At 60.9% G+C, this 19433-nt stretch carries 15 protein-coding genes and 3 pseudogenes; 7 read left to right on the top strand and 11 right to left on the bottom strand.

Annotated features, from left to right (window positions below):
* The first annotated feature begins 157 nt into the window (after positions 1–157).
* Positions 158–1351 (top strand): porin, encoded by a 1194-nt coding sequence (locus VFE81_RS20635; protein ID WP_325046369.1) that lies wholly within the window; start codon positions 158–160, stop codon positions 1349–1351.
* A gap of 155 nt (positions 1352–1506) precedes the next feature.
* Here the strand turns inward: VFE81_RS20635 and VFE81_RS20630 are convergent, their stop codons facing one another.
* From VFE81_RS20630 to VFE81_RS20610, 5 genes are all read right to left on the bottom strand, one after another.
* Positions 1507–2364, bottom strand: a complete 858-nt coding sequence (locus VFE81_RS20630; protein WP_325046368.1) for a helix-turn-helix transcriptional regulator — start codon at positions 2362–2364, stop codon at positions 1507–1509.
* Positions 2365–2507: 143 nt separating this feature from the next.
* Positions 2508–3056, bottom strand: a complete 549-nt coding sequence (locus VFE81_RS20625) for a carboxymuconolactone decarboxylase family protein (RefSeq protein ID WP_325046367.1) — start codon at positions 3054–3056, stop codon at positions 2508–2510.
* A 226-nt stretch (positions 3057–3282) separates the two neighbouring features.
* Positions 3283–4053 (bottom strand): ATP-binding cassette domain-containing protein, encoded by a 771-nt coding sequence (locus VFE81_RS20620; RefSeq protein ID WP_325046366.1) that lies wholly within the window; start codon positions 4051–4053, stop codon positions 3283–3285.
* On the bottom strand, positions 4053–4973 hold the full coding sequence (locus tag VFE81_RS20615; protein WP_414695629.1) for an ABC transporter permease: 921 nt from the start codon (positions 4971–4973) through the stop codon (positions 4053–4055). Before VFE81_RS20615 ends, VFE81_RS20620 begins: the two co-directional genes overlap by 1 nt.
* Positions 4974–5050: 77 nt before the next feature.
* Positions 5051–6130 (bottom strand): sugar ABC transporter substrate-binding protein, encoded by a 1080-nt coding sequence (locus tag VFE81_RS20610; protein ID WP_325046364.1) that lies wholly within the window; start codon positions 6128–6130, stop codon positions 5051–5053.
* A gap of 387 nt (positions 6131–6517) precedes the next feature.
* On the opposite strand from VFE81_RS20610, the pseudogene VFE81_RS20605 reads away from it, so the two are divergent.
* Positions 6518–6745, top strand: a pseudogene (locus VFE81_RS20605) (dihydroxy-acid dehydratase); the annotation flags it as partial.
* A 19-nt stretch (positions 6746–6764) separates the two neighbouring features.
* Here VFE81_RS20605 and VFE81_RS20600 read toward each other — a convergent pair.
* From VFE81_RS20600 to VFE81_RS20580, 5 genes and pseudogenes are all read right to left on the bottom strand, one after another.
* The gene (locus VFE81_RS20600; protein ID WP_325046363.1) at positions 6765–7493 is read right to left on the bottom strand and encodes a FadR/GntR family transcriptional regulator; all 729 of its coding nucleotides are present in this window, start codon (positions 7491–7493) and stop codon (positions 6765–6767) included.
* A 133-nt stretch (positions 7494–7626) separates the two neighbouring features.
* A pseudogene (locus VFE81_RS20595) lies at positions 7627–8154 on the bottom strand (response regulator); the annotation flags it as partial.
* A gap of 333 nt (positions 8155–8487) precedes the next feature.
* Positions 8488–9594, bottom strand: a complete 1107-nt coding sequence (locus VFE81_RS20590) for a porin (RefSeq protein WP_325046362.1) — start codon at positions 9592–9594, stop codon at positions 8488–8490.
* Positions 9595–9681: 87 nt separating this feature from the next.
* A complete protein-coding gene (locus VFE81_RS20585) occupies positions 9682–11010 on the bottom strand; it encodes a uracil-xanthine permease family protein (protein ID WP_325046361.1) in 1329 nt (442 codons plus the stop codon).
* 30 nt (positions 11011–11040) lie between these two features.
* Entirely contained in the window at positions 11041–12156 is a 1116-nt protein-coding gene (locus tag VFE81_RS20580) for an aryl-sulfate sulfotransferase (protein WP_325046360.1), read from the bottom strand.
* Positions 12157–12260: 104 nt separating this feature from the next.
* Between VFE81_RS20580 and VFE81_RS20575 the strand changes: the two genes are divergently transcribed.
* Positions 12261–13217 (top strand): LysR family transcriptional regulator, encoded by a 957-nt coding sequence (locus tag VFE81_RS20575; protein WP_325046385.1) that lies wholly within the window; start codon positions 12261–12263, stop codon positions 13215–13217.
* On the opposite strand, the pseudogene VFE81_RS20570 reads toward VFE81_RS20575, so the two are convergent.
* Positions 13210–14178: pseudogene (locus VFE81_RS20570) on the bottom strand (hypothetical protein); the annotation flags it as partial. The gene VFE81_RS20575 and the pseudogene VFE81_RS20570 sit on opposite strands and share 8 nt — an antisense overlap.
* 158 nt (positions 14179–14336) lie before the next feature.
* Here VFE81_RS20570 and VFE81_RS20565 point away from each other — a divergent pair.
* The 4 genes from VFE81_RS20565 (at position 14337) to VFE81_RS20550 (ending at position 19331) form a co-directional block, all read left to right on the top strand.
* Positions 14337–14738, top strand: coding sequence for a DUF2946 domain-containing protein (locus tag VFE81_RS20565; protein WP_325046359.1), 402 nt, complete (start codon positions 14337–14339; stop codon positions 14736–14738).
* An 82-nt stretch (positions 14739–14820) separates the two neighbouring features.
* Positions 14821–17199 carry a TonB-dependent receptor gene (locus tag VFE81_RS20560; protein ID WP_325046358.1) on the top strand — a complete coding sequence of 793 codons (2379 nt, stop codon included), beginning with the start codon at positions 14821–14823 and terminating at the stop codon, positions 17197–17199.
* Between the two features lie 122 nt (positions 17200–17321).
* Positions 17322–18845, top strand: coding sequence for a PepSY domain-containing protein (locus VFE81_RS20555; RefSeq protein WP_325046357.1), 1524 nt, complete (start codon positions 17322–17324; stop codon positions 18843–18845).
* A gap of 36 nt (positions 18846–18881) precedes the next feature.
* Complete coding sequence (locus VFE81_RS20550; protein ID WP_325046356.1) at positions 18882–19331, top strand: copper chaperone PCu(A)C; 450 nt, start codon at positions 18882–18884, stop codon at positions 19329–19331.
* The last annotated feature ends 102 nt before the right edge of the window (positions 19332–19433 follow it).

Raw genomic sequence — 19433 nt, 5'->3', positions numbered from 1 at the left:
TCGCAATCAAAGCGAGTAACAAGGGCCGCGCAAGCCGCTTCCCCCCTGCGTCACGCAGTCTGCTCCGTTGTTCAGGAGCGGACTGCGTGCGCGCGGAAATAAGAGAGATCGCTATTCAGGCGACTTGAGATAGACGATCCAACCGAGCTATAAAACGATGAAAAAGCACTTGCTTGCAGCACCCCTGCTGTTGTCCTTCGCCGGCATCGCGTCGGCGCAAAGTTCCGTCATGCTGTACGGCATCGTCGATGCGGGTATCACGTATCGGAGCAACGAGCGCACCGGCTCCGCCGGCGCTTACACGGGACACTCCAACGTCGCGGTGACAAGCGGCAACCTCTCCGGCAGCCGCTTTGGCATCAAGGGCCAGGAAGAGCTCGGCGGCGGCTGGAACGCGCTGTTCCAGCTTGAAGACGGCTTCGACATCACGAACGGCAAAACCGGCCAGAACGGCGGACTATTCGGACGTCAGGCCTTTGTCGGTATCGGCAGCCAGCAATACGGCACGGTCACACTTGGCCGTCAGTACACGTCGCTGAACGACTTCGTCGCGCCCGTTGCACCGGTCGCGATGGTCGGCGGCTACGGCGCGCATCCGGGCGACATCGACGATCTCGATCAGACCGCGCGCGTCAACAACTCGATCAAGTACACGAGCGCGAACTACTCGGGCTTTACGTTCGGTGCGCTGTATGGCTTCGGCGGTCAACCGGGCAGCCTGAAACAGCAGAACACGTGGAGCGTGGGCGCGGCATACGGCAACGGCCCGCTGCATGTGGGCGTCGGCTACGAACGGTCGGACAGCAGCAAGAGCGGGACGAAAGACTCGACGGCCGGCAAATGGAACGGCACGGACGACGGTCTGTTCAATTCGTCGATCAATGAAGGCTACGCGAGCGCGCAATCGCAACAGATCATCGCCGCGGGCGCGACGTACAATTTCGGCCCGGCTATCGTCGGGGTGAACTACAGCAACGTGCAATACCGCTCGGGCGCCGATTCGTTGTTCAACGGACATGCAACGTTCAACATCGCGGGCGTGTTCGGACAATGGACGGTCCGGCCGGCCGTGCAACTGTTCGCGGGCTATAGCTACACGCGTGGTGGCGAAGTGGAAGGTGTGGATGAGCGCGCGCAGTATCACAACCTCACGCTCGGCGCGCAGTACAACATGTCCAAGCGTTCCACGGTCTATCTGATGGGCGGCTATCAGCACGCGTCCGGCGTCACGCTGGATGCGCTCGGCAATCCGGTTGCGGCGACCGCATCGGTCAGCGACAAGGGCAACAGCCACTCGTCGGATGCGCAGTCTCAGGCTATCGTCAGCATCGGCTTGCGACACCGGTTCTGATGCGTTGGAGCGGCGCTGGTGTGATTGGCTGGCGCCGTTGTGCTGGAATTTTTGCACACCGCGCGGGGATGTGTGACGGCGGTTCAGGAACGATTGCGCAGGCCGGCAGTAGATTGATGAGGAAGCGAGCGCAGCGATTCGCTCGCCTCTGCCGCTCAGTGCTGTTGCTGGACCGCGTTGATCATCTCAAGATGACGCGCTTCTGTCTCGTCGTCCGCGGGAAACATGCATTCGATACGCAGTTCCTGTGCAGCGACAGTTTGTGGCGTGCCCACAGTAGCGACCATTGAAAAGTAGTTCAGAACTTTGCCGTCCTTCACGAAGCTGATAGGGATCACCGGCATCGCCGCCGAGGCTGCCCCAGTCCCCGAGGTGCGCTGAGCCGACTTCAGGTCAGTTTGCACATCCGGATAAGCACGCAGCGCGGCAAGCAACTCATGCGTCTGATCGTCGACCACGCGGCCGACCGACTCCCGATAAACACGCTGAATCAGGCTATTCGACACGGCTGGCCAATCGGCAAGGAACGGGCGCATTCCATCCGGATCGAAAATCAGATGCAGCATGTTGCGCGGCCCCGTGCGTGCCGCCATATCGATGAAGCAATTGAAAAAGAGCGGCGCGGATTCGTTAGTCATCAGCACGTTCCAGTAGCGATCCATCACGAGCGCCGGAAACGGCTCATGTTGACGCAACATTCGTCCGAGTGCGTTGCTGACGCTCTGCATTTCCTGGGCGTTCCAGGCGCCGTCGGCATACATTGGCGCATAGCCCGCTGCCAGTAGCAACGTGTTGCGTTCGCGGAGAGGAATGTCGAGCGTCTGGGCGATATCCAACAACATCTGACGGCTCGGCACGCTGCGCCCGCTTTCGATAAAACTGATGTGCCGCTGTGAGACACCCGCGTTGAACGACAAGTCCAACTGGCTGATGCCGCGCATGTCTCGCCAGTGACGCAACAACGCGCCGAGTTCATTCGGCGGTGTCTTTCTTTCGGGATTCGCAGGATTCATCGGTCTCTTATCCGCGGGTTGATACAGACAAAGGTTCGGTGACCGGTGGCGCCGGAACATCGTCGATGTCCGGCGCCAACCTGTCGTTCGAACCGCGCCGGTCAGCATACTCCCTGTTGCTGGGCGGCTATTCCAGACGAGAACTACGCGGTCCAGACATAGTCCTGGAACGGCGCCTCCACCGGAGGCCTCGTAATGTTGCCAGCGTAGTTCGTAATCGTCGAAGCGGCGAGTACCGTGAGGACCTCGAGCACCTGATCCTGACGGAAGCCGGCCTCGAGAAACTGGCTCACGTCCTTATCATCCAGGTGTCCACGCTTCTCGATCGCAGTTTTCGTCAGGGTCGAGAGCGCCGCATGCTTGCGATCGGCTGGCGCGCGGCCTTCGCGAATGGCGTCGACGTCGGCGGGCGAAAGTCCCTCTTTCAACGCGAGCCCAGTGTGAAACGCAACCGCCCATGAACAGGCATTCGTTACGGCGTTGGTCAGCAACAGGGTCTGAATCTGCGCTTCCGTAAAAGTACCCGCATGGACTTTCTGGAAAATGCCGATGAAGCCGCCGATCAGTACCGGCGATTCAGCCATGGCTCCCGCGATGTTGGGGATAAGGCCGAAGTTTTGTTCGAGTTGCCGAAGTACGGGCCTGGATTGTTCGGGTGCGGATTCAATCGTATGGATGTGAAACGTGGCCATGGTGTGTCCTCGATCGTAAGCGCCGCTCGGGATGAGTTGCGCGATGACCGAAGATTAGGCTTGCGGGAGCGACTCGCCAATTACCTCGGATGTAATAGCCTTGAGTAAGCGGTACCGGCCATACAACTGTCTGGCCTTTTTTCTGTTCGGACCGTTTAGCACGCTGCCGTTCACGAAGAAAAAAGACCGGGTCTGAATGAACGCTCGCAGAGGTAACGGGCGGACGTCAATGCGCGCCTGTCCGCATTGCCCGGTATTCGCGTCGCACGATATCCATCAACTCTTCGACCGAGGTGCTGGCTGCCTCTCGCTGGTAAGTCACACGCCCGCGCTGCATCAGCATCACACGATCGGCGATGTCGAGCGTCTGCGCGTAGTTGTGCATGATCATCACGATAGACAGGCCGCCTTTCTCCTTGAGCCGAAGGATCAGATCGATAATCAGTCCGGCCTCACGGGCGCCCATTGCTGCGAGCGGTTCGTCAAGCAGGAGTATTCGTGCATTCGAATTGACCGCGCGAGCGACCGCGATAGCCTGCCGCTGCCCACCGGAAAGCTGCTCGACCGGCAGGTCCACCGAAGGGACATGTACGCCGATTTCTTCAAGACACTCCGCAGCGCGATTACGCATCGCGCGATTGTTCAAGAGTCGAAACGGCCCTCGGCGGATGATTTCCCGGTTCAGGAACATGTTGTGATAAATACTCAGCGAGTTGGCAAGCGCCAGATCCTGGTAGACACATTCAATGCCTAGCGAACGGGCGTGATCGACCGAACGAAGCATCGTTTCCTCGCCACCGACAAAAAGCTTGCCGCTTGTCTGCTGATGAAACCCCGTCAGAATCTTGATCAGCGTCGACTTGCCGGCGCCATTGTCGCCAAGAACGCCGAGAATCTCGCCCTGCTTTAGCGTGAGCGACACGCCATCAAGTGCGGTGACCGCGCCGAAACGCTTGACAATATCTTCGCCGCGCAGCGCCTCCACCGTCTCCGACATCACAATTCTCCCTTGCGCGCGAGACGAACCACGTGGATGTTGAAAATCATGGCGCCAAGAATGGCCGCGCCGAGAATCATGTTGAAGGTGAAAGCGTTGATGCCGATCAGCGTGAAGCCGTCGTTGAGAATGCCCAGCACTGCCGCACCGATCAGTCCACCAATGATCGTGCCCGATCCACCGGCGAGGGGCGTGCCGCCAATCACGGCAGCGGCAACCGCAAGAAACATGATCTGGTTGCCGCCCGCTTGCGGATCAATCGACGTTATGCGGAAACCTTCCAGTATCCCGGTAAAGCCGGCCAGCAATGCGGCAATGATGAAGTTGCCGAGTTTCAGGCGTCTAACCTGTATGCCTGCTTCGCTTGCGCCAAGCGGATTCGCTCCCGACGCGATCGTATGCAATCCCCAGCGGGTATGACGAAGCAGCACATGCATCACCAGGGCAATCGCGAGCGTCCAGATGATCTCGCTGTAGCCCCACCCTCCCATGAACGCCGAAAAAACCGAATCCTCCGGCGGCGAAACCGGGGTACCCCGGGAGATCGTCAGCGTGAGGCCGTTGACGAAGAACAACGTACCCAGCGTCGTCACAAAGGATGGGATGCGCAGGTACACCGTGACCGCGCCATTGATCAGCCCGATCAGGCCCGCTGCGATGACGCCGGTGAGCATCGCGAGCCATGGCGGCAAGCCTGCCTCGATCGCAAAATACATGATGAAAGGTGCAAACGCGAAGACCATCCCGGCGGAAAGATCGATCTCCCCACCGATCATCAGCATGATCTCGCCAAACGCAATGATCGCCACGGGGGCAATGAATTGCGAGAGATTCTGGAGGCTCGCGCTGGTCAGCAGGAAGTCGTGGTTGACTGTCTCGAAGTAAATGCTGAGGATCAGCGCAACCGCAAAGATGCGCATCTCGCTGGAACGCCCGAGCGCGCCTGACCAGCGCCTCGGGGGTCTGGCGGGTTTTTCGGTCTGCGTCACGGGAGACGTCACCCTTTGATCGCCCCCGTGCGTGGCACGATCTGGGCTTTCGTGCTCTTGCCTTCATAGCGCGTCGACGTGCTCAGGTAGGGATCGACCGTGCCCTTCGTAACGAACTTCAGGCCCGTGTTGATATTGGCCGGTCCAACGAGTCCACCGGAGGCGAGAAAGATAAACGCTTCGAGCACGGTATAAAAGCCTTGAACATAAGGCTGCTGATCGATCGTGAAGTCGAGAAAACCTTCGTGGATCAGATCGACCGTGCGTGGCAACAGATCGAAGCCACCGCCATGAACACCTTTGGAAGGCAGATTAGACTCTTTCATCACCTCGGCCACGCCCTGAGTACTGCCCGCATCGACCGCGAACATGCCCTTGAGGTCCTGGTGGCCGAGAAAGAACGATTTGATCTTCGATAGCTCTTCGTTGACGGTCGCGCCGGTCGCGATGGTTTGCACGTCGATCTTCTTGCCCGATTTCTTGATCGCAGCCACTGCGCCGTCAAGCCGGGGCTGTATGTTGAGCTGGCCTGGCGTAGCGATAAAGAGTGCGACGAGGCCGCTATCGATGAGACTCGCAATACGTTCGCCCATCTGATAGCCGGATAGGTAGAGATCCTGGCCGATATAGGCAAGGCGTGGGTTCGTCGAGCCAGAGGGCGCATCGGCGTTATAGGCGAACACGGGAATGCCAGCGTCGAGCGCGGCCTGGATCGGTTTATCGAACGCCTTGGGGTCGACGATCGGTACAGCGATTGCGTCCGCTTTCCCGGCAATCGCGGCGTTCATTGCATTCACCATTTCGGCGATGTCGGCATTGGCCGAGCCGGTCCATTGATAGTCCATTCCCAGCAAAGCGGTCGCGTCCTGAATGCCGTATTGCGTAGGAACGAAGAACGGATTCGTCGTGACATGATTGACGAATACGATCTTCCAACGCTTGTGCCCAGGAAACGAACCCGCTTCTGCTGCCTGCGCCGGCGTGATCACACCGCCCAATAGCGCCAGCGCTGCGCTCAGGCCAGCGCCCTGCAGCAGACCGCGGCGCATGCCCTGCACTTCATCCTTGTCTTCCTGCTCGTGCGCCATCTCACTCTCCGTCTCTCAGTTGTTTAACACTTCACTGTGCATGACGGCGCAGGCCGGAAAAGCACCGGAGCCGGGCATCACTACATCACGAAGCCCGCGTGCACGCGCGTACACATGACGACCCTGCAGAAAATGCTATATCACGGCACTTTTGCCTACTAATCGATGTATACCCTTAACTAGTCGGACTAATTAATTTCCGGCGGCGCAGCGAAGCTTTCTGTAATCAAAGTCAGCAGTGCGGCGTAATGCAATGCTGGCATGGGCTTGAGCCTACGGACGCCGTCCCTCCGGTATCGGCACGATCCACACTATGCGCCGCTTTAATAGTATTACTATCAAAGCAGCTTCATGGAGGAGACGGATATGAAGACTGGATAGCACACGCTACGCTCCGCTCAATGGTTCGGCTCAGCCGACAAGAACGGCTTCATTTACCGAAGCTGGATGAAGAACCAGGGCATTCCAGATCACGAGTTTCACGGCAAACCAATTATTGGGATCTGCAACACGTGGTCCGAGTCGACACCGTGTAATGCGCACTTTCGAAAGCTCGCCGAACACGTGAAGCGCGGCGTACTGGAAGCCGGTGGATTTCCAGTTGAATTGCGGGTATGTCACGCTCGGATGAGGGCTACGCCGGATACTGGGTCACGGTTTCCAGCACGCTCTCGGCGTCCACACGTGCATTGTCGAGCTGGACCAGACTTGCATGTCGCGCGCCGAGCGGGTCACGGCTCTGGATCGCAGTGAGAATCGCCTTGTGACGCGGCAACGAAAGCGCATGCGTGTCGGGATGACGACTCGTCAGCTTGATCGATTCCGACAGGGCGAGAGACAGCATGTTGCCAATATAGGCCAGCAGGTCGTTGTGGGTGGCCGCCATGATTGCGCGGTGAAACTCGAGATCGGGATCCAGTAGCGCGCTTGCGGTTTCCGCACGCTCCATCTCGTCATAAGCCGACGCAATGCGCGCAAGATCGTCGCTTGTCGCTGCGGTCGCGGCGAGTGCTGCCGCCGCCGGTTCGATCACGCGACGCACAGTCAGGAGTGAACCGAAAAACTCGCCCTCCGGAACGCTGTTGATCGTCCAGTACAGGACATCCGGGTCAAGCATATGCCACTCCGCGCGAGACTTCACGACACTGCCGACACGCGGCTTCGACACCACCAGCCCTTTCGCCACGAGCACGCGTGTAGCTTCGCGCAGTACCGGGCGACTCACGCCATAGCGCTCGCACAGGACAGTCTCAGCCGGCAAGCGCTGACCCGGCTGTACCTTGCCGCTCACGATATCCATGCCGAGTTCCCGCACGATGCGACCGTGCAGGCTCTTGCGCTGTTGCAGATGACGGTAGTCCATGATCAGCGATCGAGGTCGTGCCCGGTTCAGCCCTGTGCCGACCGGTACAGTATTCCGGAAGGCACTTGCCTTGTCGTCGACACGGATGCAGGTCTGTTTCGTGGAGATCCGTTGTCGATTTAAGCATAGCACGCGACATCGAACACGATTCGGCAACGTCGTTGATGCTCTTACCGGCCGCCAGCATTCGCAACACCTGGAATTCGCGGTCCGACAGAACCTCATGGGGCGGCGCGTCGCCGGAATGTGTCTCGAAGACCATTGCATCGACCAGCTTCGGATCGATGAACCGCCCTCCGCCGGCCAGCTTGCGGATCGCTGCAAGAAGAATGTCGGGGTCGCTGTCCTTCGTCACATAGCCTGTTGCGCCGGCTCGCAGTGCTCGCGAAACGACCTGCCCTTCGTTGTGAATGCTTAGCATCAGAATGGGCAGGCGCGGTTGTTCGACACGCACGCGCCGGATCAGATCGACCCCGCTGCTCCCGGGCATCGTCATGTCCAGCAGCACAAGATCGAATTGTCCCGTGCGTAGCCGCTCGAGCACTTCTGAACCCTGTGCGGCCTCGGCGGCGGCGACGATGTCGCTCGTTGTCGCGATGATCTGTTTCAAACCGCCGCGCACGATCGCGTGGTCATCGGCGATCAGGCTGTCGACGACCACCCCGAAATTTGCCGGCGTGTCATTCGCAATGAGGATCGTCGGACCTTCGCCGGCATGTGTGTTCGGATCGCTCATGGCTCAGGTTCACATTTCAAATGTCGTTCAATCATCCCCGCGAGCGCTGTGGTTCTCGTTTCGTCTATTCTGCACTCGTTGCAGAACCGGGAGTATGCGCCGCAGAGTCAGGAAGCCCGGAATATGGAGTAAGGAAATCCTGAATACCGGCCCGGCCCCTGCACGCAGGTTGGGCATGCGGCCAGCAAGGGGCCTTGCAGTTCACGCCCAGAAAGCGCGGTGCGACGCGTATTGCAACCACGTCGCCTTGCGCCCAAATCAGAACAAATGATGGATCCCGCTCAGAAACACAGTCTGCCTTCCACCTGACGCCGCACCGATCCCGAGCGTATTCGCCACCGCCCCGCCCCCCGCGGTCTCGAACATCAGGTCCGCGTAAAGTTGCGTCGCTTTCGACAGTGAATACACGTTCGCCATGGTGAATTGAGTCCAGCGACGCCCGGCGAGTGTCGCGGTCCACGCGCCCGCCGCGACCTCCTCCGCAGGCGTCAAACGCACGTTTACGCCGCCGTCGATGCTGCGAAAGTGCTCGCTGCCGCCGTCTGACTGAATCCGCACATCCGTTGCGAGCGCATGCAATGTCACGCGTTCAAAGCGGTACGATCCGCCGATGCCCATGTCGCGCACCTGTTTCGCGTTAAAGCTTGCGCCGGGCGCGAGCGTCTGTCCTTCGAACGAGGTCAGGCCGAGTCCATTGGAAAGGGGCAGCAAACGGTCGCGGTATTCGGAATACACCGCCACCAGTTTGAGCGGCCCATTCGTGTAGTTGGTGCCGAAACTGATCGTCCGCCCGTTGGTGTTGCTGGCCGACGCACCGGGAAACCCGTAGAGCGCGCCGAAACTCAACCCGTTGTAATTCGCGCTCTTCCATTTCACCGTGCTCGACAACTGCACCGGCAAGGTGCTTCCGAGGCCATCGAGATTGCCGGGATGAAACGCGGAGAAGTCCCCGAGCAGTTGCCCGGTCGATACCGAACCGAGCCAATCGAAATTCCAGTCGGTCTGACGGCCGAGCGTCACGGTGCCAAACATAGGATCGGACATACCGACGTAAGCCTGGCGATTAAAGAAAGTACTGGTGCTGGCCGATGCACCGGTCGTCGTGACAAAACCGCTCTCGAGCCGGAACACGACCGACCTGCCCGCGCCGATATCTTCGACACCCTGGAAGCCGAAGCGGTCGGCCTGCAGCGTGCCCTGCTCGGCGATATAAGCATGAGCGCCATGCAGGTTGCTCACATAGCCGACACCCGCATCGAGACTTCCATACAGCGTGACACTGCTCTGGGCGTTGGCCGTCGTAGAAACGACGGGCGCAGCCAGACACGCGACGATCGTCGCGTGGAAAGCGAAATTGGTTTTCATGGCGTATGGGTTGAAGCGTTCGAGGGAGGACTGCGGGGCGTTATTTCAAGCCCAATGAAGCTCGATCAGGTGCAATAAAACCGGATATCAGGTTGCGTGGATCTTCTCCGCGGACCTAAGGCGCCACGTGCCGAAAAACAGATTGACGACGATGGCGGCGAGCGTCCCCGCCGCCATGCCGTTGCCCAATACGATCTGCAAATAGCCGGGGAACGATGCGTACACGTTCGGGACCAGAATCGGTATCAGCCCCACAACGAGTGCCGCAGCGAGCGTGTACTGATTGCCGCGTGCGTGCAGGTCGACCTTGCCGAGCAGGTTGACGCCCATCACACCGATCATCGCGAATACGATCAAAGCAGTGCCGCCTACTACCGGTGCAGGAATCGCGTAAGCGAAGCGTCCGAGCGGCGCAAACAGCGCGATGACCATCAGCATCGCACCGGCCGTCGCAGTCACATAGCGCGAGCGCACGCCGGTGGTCTGCACCACGCCGATGTTCTCCGCGCTCGTGATGATGAGCGAGGTGCCCAGCAGCGAGCCGAGCAGCGACGCCACCGCATCGCCGCGAATGGTCCTCGGCACATCGCGGCGCATGTCGATCTTCCTGCCGGTGATCTCGCCGACAGCAACCGTCTGCCCCGTTGCCTCGGCCATCGAGATGACGCTGAAGATCAGCATCGGCAGTGCGGCGAGCAGGTCGAAGCGCGGCATGCCGAAGGGCAGCAGCGTCGGCAGTGTGAAGAGCGGAGCGCCCCACATGCCGCCTGCCGGCATCAGCCCGATTGCCCAGCCTGCACCCGTGCCGATCGCGAGGCCGAGCAGCACGGCAAGCCGCCCCGCCGTGCCTGTGAACAGTCGCGCCACAGTGAGTGTGGCCACGATCGTGAGCAGCGCGAGGCCGAGCGACTGCGGCTGCGCGAAGCCCGGCGTTCCCGGCTGGCCGACGATGATACCCGCGTAGATCTTGATGAGACTCACCGACACCAGCAACAGCATCGTTCCCACCACCACACGCGGGAAAAACCGCAGGCAGCGCGCGAATACCGGCAGGACGAGCCAGTAGAACAGGCTGGTGAGGATCGCCGCGCCCGCGGCGGTGCGCAGATCCGTCTGCGTGGCAATGACGGCGAAGAGCATGGCAGGCGCGCCGCCCGGCACCATGACGAACGGCAGCCGCGAACCGACCGGCCCCACCCCGAGCGATTGCAGCAGCGTACCCGCGCCGCAGGCAAAGAAGGTCGCGCCAATCAGATGCACGGTCATGTCTGACGAGAGCGACAACATCCTCGACACCAGAAAAACCGCCGTAACGGGCGATGCCGCCATCGACAGAACATGCTGCAAGCCGAACAGCACGAGTTGCCACGCGGGCAAGCGTGCATCGACACTATGTGTGGCTGGGTCTGGATTCACGTTACCCCCGAGGGATCGAAAACGCGGCGTTCAGGCGCGCAGCCACGGCAATTGCTCGCGGCTGTAGCGGAAGGTCTGGAAGACGCTGTTCAACTGGCCGGGGCCGGTTTTGCGCGCCGCTTCGTCCGGGTATTCGCCGAACCAGGGAATCACGTATTCCCACACCACCTCGCCTGCCGGCGTCACTTCGAAGAGACGGCCTGTTGCGGACTCGGTGATGTGGGTGTTGCCGTTGGCGAGTCGCTGCGCGTTGCCCATGAACGCGCTGTAGAACGCATTCACCATGTCGTCGGCGTACGACCACACTACTTCGTTGTTCGATGGATCGATCTCGAGCACACGCGAGAAAACCACGTGCGCGCCGGTGCGGAAATTGCCGTTGTCGAACGTGAGGATATTGCCGTTGGCGAGCGCGACGGGTGCATGCTGGTGCGATACCACGCTCGGCGGAATGTGCATCGTGACGCCACCCGTCTTGCGGTCGACGGCGATAATGCCCGACGTGGTGCGCAGACTCATCAGCACCTCACCTTTTGCATTCACGCCGAGTCCGTTGACGAGCGGCCAGTGATACCGGCCGAAGCCGGCTGCGATCGGAAAGTCCTTGGGATTGAGGTGCTCCCACGCTTTCCATTCCCACACCAGCTCGCCGGCGCGATTCACTTCGCGGATCACGTCGGCATACATAACTTCTTCGGGACCGTGCGCCGTGCCGCCCGGCACGCGTTCCGAAAATCCCGCCGGCACCGGCGCGCACGCGGCGTAAAGCAGGTTACCGTTAGCGAGCCACTGCGCGTCATGGTGATGCGCCGGATCTTCGTAATGCCAGACCACCTCGCCCTCAGGCGTAACTTCGGAGAAATCGCCGCCATGCCACATCGACCACGGCGCGTAACGATTTTCCGACTTTGCGTGGTTGCCGTTGTAGCCGAGGTTGCCGTTGGGAAGAATCACCGCGTGGCGTCCGGCCCGCACGGGCATCTTCCACTCGTGCATCACAACGCCCACCATGTCGACGAGATAGACATGGCCGCCCGCCGTTTGTGGGGCAATAAGCGTGTAGCCGCCAGCCGAAGCCTTCGGGTCGTAAGCGATGAGGCCGACGCCGCGGCGCCGCTGGGTAATTTGATCGACTGTCGTGGTCACGGTTCGCTCCGTTAAGATGATGAAGTGCAATCTAGGCTATCCCACCCGTCAATAAAACCTGATTATTCTTAACGGCCCGTATGGAAAAACCATACGCTCGATTTATGCGTCCAATATCGCAGACATTCCGCTGTTTCGACGAGGTAGTCAGGCGCGGTTCGATCCGCAAGGCGGCCGAGTCGCTGCACCTCACCGCAGCGGCCGTGCACCAGCAAATCCTCAACCTGGAAGAGCAGGTCGGCTCGCCGCTTTTCGACCGTTTGCCGCGCGGCATGCAACTCACCACGGCCGGCGAAGTCATCATTGCTGCAGTGCGGCGCGGGCAGCGTGATTTCGATAACGCGATGACTCAGGTGGAAGACCTGCGCTCGCTGCGCCGCGGGCATATCAACCTGGCGGTATCGCCTTCGTCCGCCGAGCAGTTGGTGCCGGAGGCCATTCAGGCGGCCATGAAAAGCTATCCGGGGGTGACGTACAGCGTGCGCTCGGGCAACGGCGAGAGCATCCTCAAGTGGGTGGAGACCGGCGAAGCCGACATCGGCTATGGCCTGCGCCGCAAGCCGCCGCCTGGCGTCGTGGAAGTGCGCGCCTTCTCGCAGCATCTTGGGCTGGTCACAGTACCCGGACATCCGCTGACGAAGCTCGGCAAGCGGCCCCGATTGCGGGACTGTCTCGACTACCCGCTCATCCTCATGACACCGGATACGGAATTGCGTGCAATGGTGGATCAGATCGACCACCGGGAGCAGCGCAAGGCACGCCCGCTGGTGGAGACCAGCTCCGTTTCGATGGTGCGCCGGCTCGTTGCGAACGATGTCGGTATCGGTTTCCTGATTGCGGAGAATGTGGCGGAGGACGTGACGCTGCGCAAGCTCGCGTGGACCCCGCTCGCGGATGCCGGTGCGAAATCGTTCAGTTGCCTCTATCAACGCTCGGACCTGACCACGACCGTCGCGATGAGCATGTTCCTGCAGTTCCTCGGCCACGCGATCGAGGCGACCGAGAGCCAGTTCCATACTTCAGCGCAATCGGGCCGCCAGCGTGAACGGCGTGTCAAATGAGGAATTCGGCGGCATTCTCGGAGGAGAATCGTTCCACACACGCCTGTCGCACTCTCTCGACGGTCACAGACCAGCCTTCGCCCGCTGCCCGGCGAAACAGCCGCAGCGTGTGCGGATACCACGGCGAATCGCTACGCTCGTGCATCCAGCGCCAGTCGATGTCTTTCTCCGGCAGCATCACCCAGCACGGTTTGCCCAGCGACGCGGCCAGATGCGCTGTGGACGTATCCACGCAAATCACCAGATCGAGTTGCTCGATGATCGCGGCGCTGTCCGCGAAATCGTTCACCGCCGAGCCGAGCTCGAGCAACGGCTGAGCGGCGGGCGGGTTTTGCGCCTCATCCTCGCCCTGACCTTTTTGCAGACTCACGAAGCTCAGACCCGGCACGCTTCAAAGCGGCGCGAGCGTGGCAAGCGTGGGGATCGACCGGTTCGCATCGTTATGGTGTTTCGCGTTGCCCTTCCAGACCAGCCCGATTTTGCGGCCGGGCGGCAGGGTCTTGAGCGCCGGCCGCCACTTTTCGACGAACGACGGCTCGACCGTGAGTCGAACCGGGCGCGGAATTGTCTCGACAGTCGTACGCAAATGCAGCGGCGCGCTCAACAGAGTCGTCCAGCAGTCGTATGTGGACGCGGCCACGCGGACCATTGCCGTGTCGTGATCGAGCACGGCGTCGACACCGTCCACCGCAGCCATCAACCGGTGCAACGCAGGCACGCACGCAAAGGCGATATGCGCGGCCCCTTGCGCCTTGAGCAAGGCGAAATAGCGGCTGAACTGAACCATATCGCCGAGCCCGTCTTCCTGCCAGACCAGCAATGACTTGCCGGCGAGCGTGTCGCCCTGCCACTGCGGACAGTTCAACATCGCCCGCGTCTTGTGATGCACGAAACCCGGCTGGTCGTAGCGGCACTCGTACAAGCGCCAGCCCTCTTCAAAGCGGCCCATGCCGAGAAACATGTACCACGCAGCTTAGGGGAAATGGCCACGCGGTAACGCCCGGAATAAGCGGGTTTCGGGCTTCTAATCCAACGCTATATCCAACGCAATAAGCGGAATCACACGAGAAAAGACCGCGCGGCAGTGCTAGAATCGCCCGCGTCTTTACCTCGACCATCATGACTCTACGCTCCCGCAATCGCATGACCGCATGGCTTGGCCTGATCGCCATGTGGCTCGTCGTGTTCGCGCCGGTCGTGAGTCAGACGCTGGTGTCGAACCGCGCACACGAGCCCTTCGCCGCGCTCTGCTCGGCGCTACAACCGGGCACTCAAAGCCTGGCGAGCCAGTCCACGCATACCAGCCCGGCACCCGTCCATCTAAGCCACGACGACGCCTTCGGCGCATGCGGCTACTGCCACCTGCTCGAACATTACGTCGCCATGCCGAGCGTCGCCGCCGTCGAACCGCCGGCCGCGCTCGCGCTGGCCGGCACCGCGCCGCCCGCCCTCTCCACCCGCTTCACGCCGCTCGGCGCGTTCCCGTCCGGACGCCCAAGAGACCCGCCTGCCGTTTCCTGATCGCTGTTGTTCCTGATCGCGCATCTCGTCGCACCTGCTGAGGGGCGCGCGATCGCCTGTTCAATGCATCAAGGAAACGTTCATGTTCAACTTCCCTCTGCGAGGGCTGCCCTTTTGCGCCCGCCGCGGCGCCGGACGCATTACATCCGGTCGGCGGCCGCTGTCGTATTTTCCCGTTTGTCTGCCAGCGTTAGTTCCAGCGTTCGCGCCAGCATTTACCGCATCCCCGGCTTACGCGGATAGCGCGCCCGCTGAGGCCACGCTGCCCGCTGTCAGCGTCACCGCCAATGCCGTCGCTACCCCGCGTGCCGTCGACCCCAACCTGCCGGCCTCGGTCGAAACAGTGACGCGTGAACAGTTCGACAACTGGAACGTCGTCAACACCGAAGACGTGTTGAAGTACATGCCGAACCTCGCCGTGCGCAAGCGCTTTATCGGCGATCTGAATTCGATCATCGCCGTACGCGGCACCAGCAACACACAGAGCGCGCGCGGTCTTGTCTATGCGGACGGCCTGCTGCTCAGTAATCTGCTCGGCAACAGTTATTCATTTCCGCCACGCTGGTCGATGGTGTTTCCTGACGAGATCCAGCAGGTCGACGTGATCTACGGGCCGTTTTCCGCGCTCTATCCGGGCAATTCGGTGGGCGCCACGGTGCTCATCAGCACCCGCATGCCGAAGAAGTTCGAAGCCGACGCCGACGTCAAAGCCTTCACCCAGCACTTCGGCCTGTTCGGTGTGAATCAGAATTTCAATGGCAGCGAAGCGAGCGCGTCGATCGGCGACCGCATCGGGAAATTCTCCTATTTCCTGGGCGTGAATCACCTGGAGAATACGAGCCAGCCGCTGCAATTCGCCACGCTCGCCAAATCCAGCACGCCCGCGAAAGCCGGTGACACGCCGGTTACTGGCGCGTATTTCTATAACAACCAAACCAATACGCCGACCGCGGTGCTCGGCGTGAACGGCGAAGGGATCGAACATACGGTGCAGGACCAGTTCAAGCTGAAGATGCAGTACGACTTCACGCCGACACTGCAGGCTGCCTTTACGCTTGGCTACTGGCACCAGACCTACAACAGCACGACGTCGAGTTTCCTGCGCGACGCGAACGGCAACCCCGTATACAGCGGCAAGGTCGCGATAGGCGGCTACGAGTACACGATTCCGGCGGCCGCCCTCGCCCCGAGTCTCGGCCACAGCGAGAACTGGCTATACGGCCTCACGCTGAAGACCCGCAACGCCACCGGCTGGAACGGCGAAGCGATCGCTTCGTACTACGACATCGGCAATAGCGTGGCGCGCACCGCGAATTCAGGTGCGCCGGGCAACGGCCCCGGCACGGTGATTTTCGGCGACGGCACCGGCTGGAAAACGCTCGATCTGCGCACGACTTACACACCCGTCACGCCGCAAGCGGGGTGGACGAACCACGCGCTGAGCTTTGGCTATCACTACGACAACTACTTCCTCGATAACGAGAGCTATAACACGCTGAACTGGCGCGACGGCGCGGCCACGTCGTTTGCCAATGCGTTCTCCGGGAAGACGCAGACCCAGGCGCTGTATGCGCAGGATGCATGGCACTTTCTGCCTCGCTGGAAATTGGTCTATGGCGTGCGGTATGAAGACTGGCAAGCCTACGGTGGCTCGCAAACGCTGCCCGGCAAAGCCATTCCGTACAGCGACGCGAACCAGCATCACTTCTCGCCGAAAGCCTCGTTGTCGTTCGATGTCACCGACGATCTGATCCTGCGCGCTTCCATTGGCCGCGCCTATCGCTTTCCGACAGTAGGTGAGATGTTCCAGGGGCAAATCAACGGCTCGTCGATCATCAACAACAATCCGAATCTGAAGCCCGAAGACGATCTCTCGAAAGAGCTGACCGCCGAATGGGCGCACTGGAATGGCGTGTTCCGCTTCTCGCTGTTTCAGGACGACGTGAAGAACACGATCTTCAGTCAAACCGATACGACCGTGATTCCGAACGTGACGAACTTCCAGAACATCGGCAAGGTGCGTTCACGTGGCGTCGAAACGAGCTACTCCGGACAGGATGTTTTCGTACGCGGTCTCGATCTGCTGGCGAGCGTGGCGTACACGCAGTCGAAGATCATAGCGAATGCACAGAACCCCGCGACCGTCGGCAAGTACTTCTATCGGATTCCGTTGTGGCGCGCCAATCTCGCCGCGACGTATCACATCGACGAACGCTCGGCGCTCACGCTTGCCGCGCGTTATTCCGGCCGCGAATACAACACGCTCACCAATACCGACACGAATCCCGATGTATTCGGTGGCACCAGTTCGTACATGGTCGCGGATGCGAAGTTCACGTTCAAACCGACAAAGCTGAGTGAAGTCGGCATTGGCGTGGACAACCTGTTCGACGCACGCTACTTCGTCTATCACCCGTATCCGGGCCGCACGTTCTACGTCGAGGCGAAGCTGCGCATGTGAAGGTGAACACGCGATTTACATGCGCCTTGTAGTCGATGCATTCGATGCACTCGCGAGTGGCAAACCAGCGCGTGCATCGCTGCGCAAACCGATCGACCCACTATCTGCCTCAGGAGGATTCAATGTCCACCACCACTGCTCAACGCACGACCTCATCGGCAAGCTCGGCGAGCGCCGGCTACCGCACGCTCTGGCGCTGGCACTTTTATGCGGGTCTCTTTGTGATGCCGTTTCTGGTCGTGCTTGCGATCACCGGCACGCTGTATTGCTTCCAGCCGCAAATCGAGCCGCTGCTTTACCCGCACCGCCTGATCGTTGCACCGCAAGCCACACCCAGGCTACCTGAAGATGCTTTGCTCGCTAAAGCCCGCACGGCGATGCCGGCCAATGCGCGTGCAGTGACCGCGCCCATTGCGCGCGCGCCGAACCGCAGCACCGAGTTCATCTTTCGCCTCGCCAACGGCGAAAAGCAGAGCGTCTATCTGAACCCGTACAGCGGCGAAGTATTGGGCACGCTGAGCGTCGAGCACCGCTTCATGCAGCTGGACCGCATGCTTCATCGCAAGCTGCTGCTCGGCAAGCCAGGCGAATTGCTGATGGAGTTGGCCGCGTGCTGGACGCTGGTGATGATCGGCACCGGCGTCGCACTCTGGTGGCCGCGCGACAAAACCACCCCACGCGCCTCCGCACGCGCGGCGCTGGTGCCACGTTTCTCGCTACAAGGACGCCCGTTCTGGAAGAGTCTTCACGCCGTGATGGGTATCTGGCTCGCGCTCGGCGCCCTCGTATTCGTGCTGAGCGGTCTGCCCTGGACGGGTTCGTGGGGCAAGCAGTTCAAGGCACTCGCGACCGCCGCCAATCTCGGCGCGCCGCCGGGATCGTGGGGCGGCTTGCCGTTGCGCTCCGCACTGCCCGGCATGCACGCCGATGCGCATGCGGGCACCGCGGCGATGCCTGCGAAAACGCAGCTGGCGCATGCGTCACCCAATGAACACGACGAGCACAGCGCGCACGAAGCGACTATGGATTCGATGCCGGGCATGGTGATGGACGACCTGCCGTTGCCGCTCACGCCATGGGCCGTCGGCAACACCCCAGTGCCGCAATCCGCCGATGCGCACGCAGCGCAAACGCTGCCACTTGGACGCATCGCCGCTCTCGTCGCATCGCTCGGTGTCCCGAGCGGCTACGACATCGTGTTACCCGCTTCCGCTACGGGCGTCTACACCGTCTCGTACTTTCCGGCCGACCCGAAAGACGAACGCACGCTGTACATCGATCAATACAGCGGCGCGGTGCTGAAAGACATCCGTTACGGCGACTACGGCGCGGTATCGAAGGCAGTGTCATACGGAACATCGTTGCATATGGGCCGCTATTTCGGCATCGCCAATCAGATTCTCTGCGCCGTGATTTCGCTTGGGCTAGCGGGAATGGCCGTGACCGGCTTCGTGATGTGGTGGAAGCGGCGGCCGCAGCGCTCGCTCGGTGCGCCGTCGCGCGAACGTGCTGCACCGCCGATGCGCGGCTGGAAAACCGGCCTCGTTCTGCTCGGCATCGTCTTCCCATTGATGGGCGCCACGCTGCTCGCGGTGTGGCTTGCCGACCGCACGATTTTTGGCCGCGCCGCGCGGCAACCTGCTTAACGCTTTATTCCCGCTGTCAAAACCAAGGAGCACACCATGAAGACACCCCGCAACCTTCTACTCGCCGCCTTGCTGTGCGGTTCATCCATTCAGGCGTTCGCAGGTGCCGCGGCAACTGCGAGCGTATCGGACTGCTGGATCCGCGCCTTGCCGGGCGATCTGCCTTCGGGCGGCTATTTCAAGGCCAGCAATACGGGCGACCAACCCGTCAATCTCGTCGGCGTCGGCTCCGAGGCTTTCGGCATGGCCATGCTGCATCGGACGCAAAGCCAGGGCAGCACGTCGTCGATGGCAATGGTCGATCAGGTAGCGGTACCCGCGCACGGCTCGCTCGTCTTCGCACCTGGCAACTATCACGTGATGCTGGAACATCCGAAACAGCCCCTCAAGATCGGCACGACGATCCCGCTGACGTTCTCGTTCAGCGACGGCGAGAAAGTCACTGCCGCTTGCACGGTGAAAAGCGCGGGCACGATGGCCCCGTGATGGTTCAAATGTCGACTGAAGCGCCGCGAAAATCGTTCTGAGGCCCCGTCCAGCCCGTCATTTGCAGCGATTACTCGTTTATGATATATTTTGCTCGATTAT

It is taken from the genome of Paraburkholderia sp. (assembly GCF_035656215.1).
GTDB lineage: Bacteria > Pseudomonadota > Gammaproteobacteria > Burkholderiales > Burkholderiaceae > Paraburkholderia.
This window is presented reverse-complemented; position numbering and strand designations above follow the sequence as displayed.

Coding starts and splice junctions, on each gene's coding strand:
- VFE81_RS20635 (WP_325046369.1), top strand. CDS start 158: ATGAAAAAGCACTTGCTTGCAGCACCCCTGCTGTTGTCCTTCGCCGGC.
- VFE81_RS20630 (WP_325046368.1), bottom strand. CDS start 2,364: ATGAATCCTGCGAATCCCGAAAGAAAGACACCGCCGAATGAACTCGGC.
- VFE81_RS20625 (WP_325046367.1), bottom strand. CDS start 3,056: ATGGCCACGTTTCACATCCATACGATTGAATCCGCACCCGAACAATCC.
- VFE81_RS20620 (WP_325046366.1), bottom strand. CDS start 4,053: ATGTCGGAGACGGTGGAGGCGCTGCGCGGCGAAGATATTGTCAAGCGT.
- VFE81_RS20615 (WP_414695629.1), bottom strand. CDS start 4,973: ATGCGCATCTTTGCGGTTGCGCTGATCCTCAGCATTTACTTCGAGACA.
- VFE81_RS20610 (WP_325046364.1), bottom strand. CDS start 6,130: ATGGCGCACGAGCAGGAAGACAAGGATGAAGTGCAGGGCATGCGCCGC.
- VFE81_RS20600 (WP_325046363.1), bottom strand. CDS start 7,493: ATGGACTACCGTCATCTGCAACAGCGCAAGAGCCTGCACGGTCGCATC.
- VFE81_RS20590 (WP_325046362.1), bottom strand. CDS start 9,594: ATGAAAACCAATTTCGCTTTCCACGCGACGATCGTCGCGTGTCTGGCT.
- VFE81_RS20575 (WP_325046385.1), top strand. CDS start 12,261: ATGCGTCCAATATCGCAGACATTCCGCTGTTTCGACGAGGTAGTCAGG.
- VFE81_RS20565 (WP_325046359.1), top strand. CDS start 14,337: ATGACTCTACGCTCCCGCAATCGCATGACCGCATGGCTTGGCCTGATC.
- VFE81_RS20560 (WP_325046358.1), top strand. CDS start 14,821: ATGTTCAACTTCCCTCTGCGAGGGCTGCCCTTTTGCGCCCGCCGCGGC.
- VFE81_RS20555 (WP_325046357.1), top strand. CDS start 17,322: ATGTCCACCACCACTGCTCAACGCACGACCTCATCGGCAAGCTCGGCG.
- VFE81_RS20550 (WP_325046356.1), top strand. CDS start 18,882: ATGAAGACACCCCGCAACCTTCTACTCGCCGCCTTGCTGTGCGGTTCA.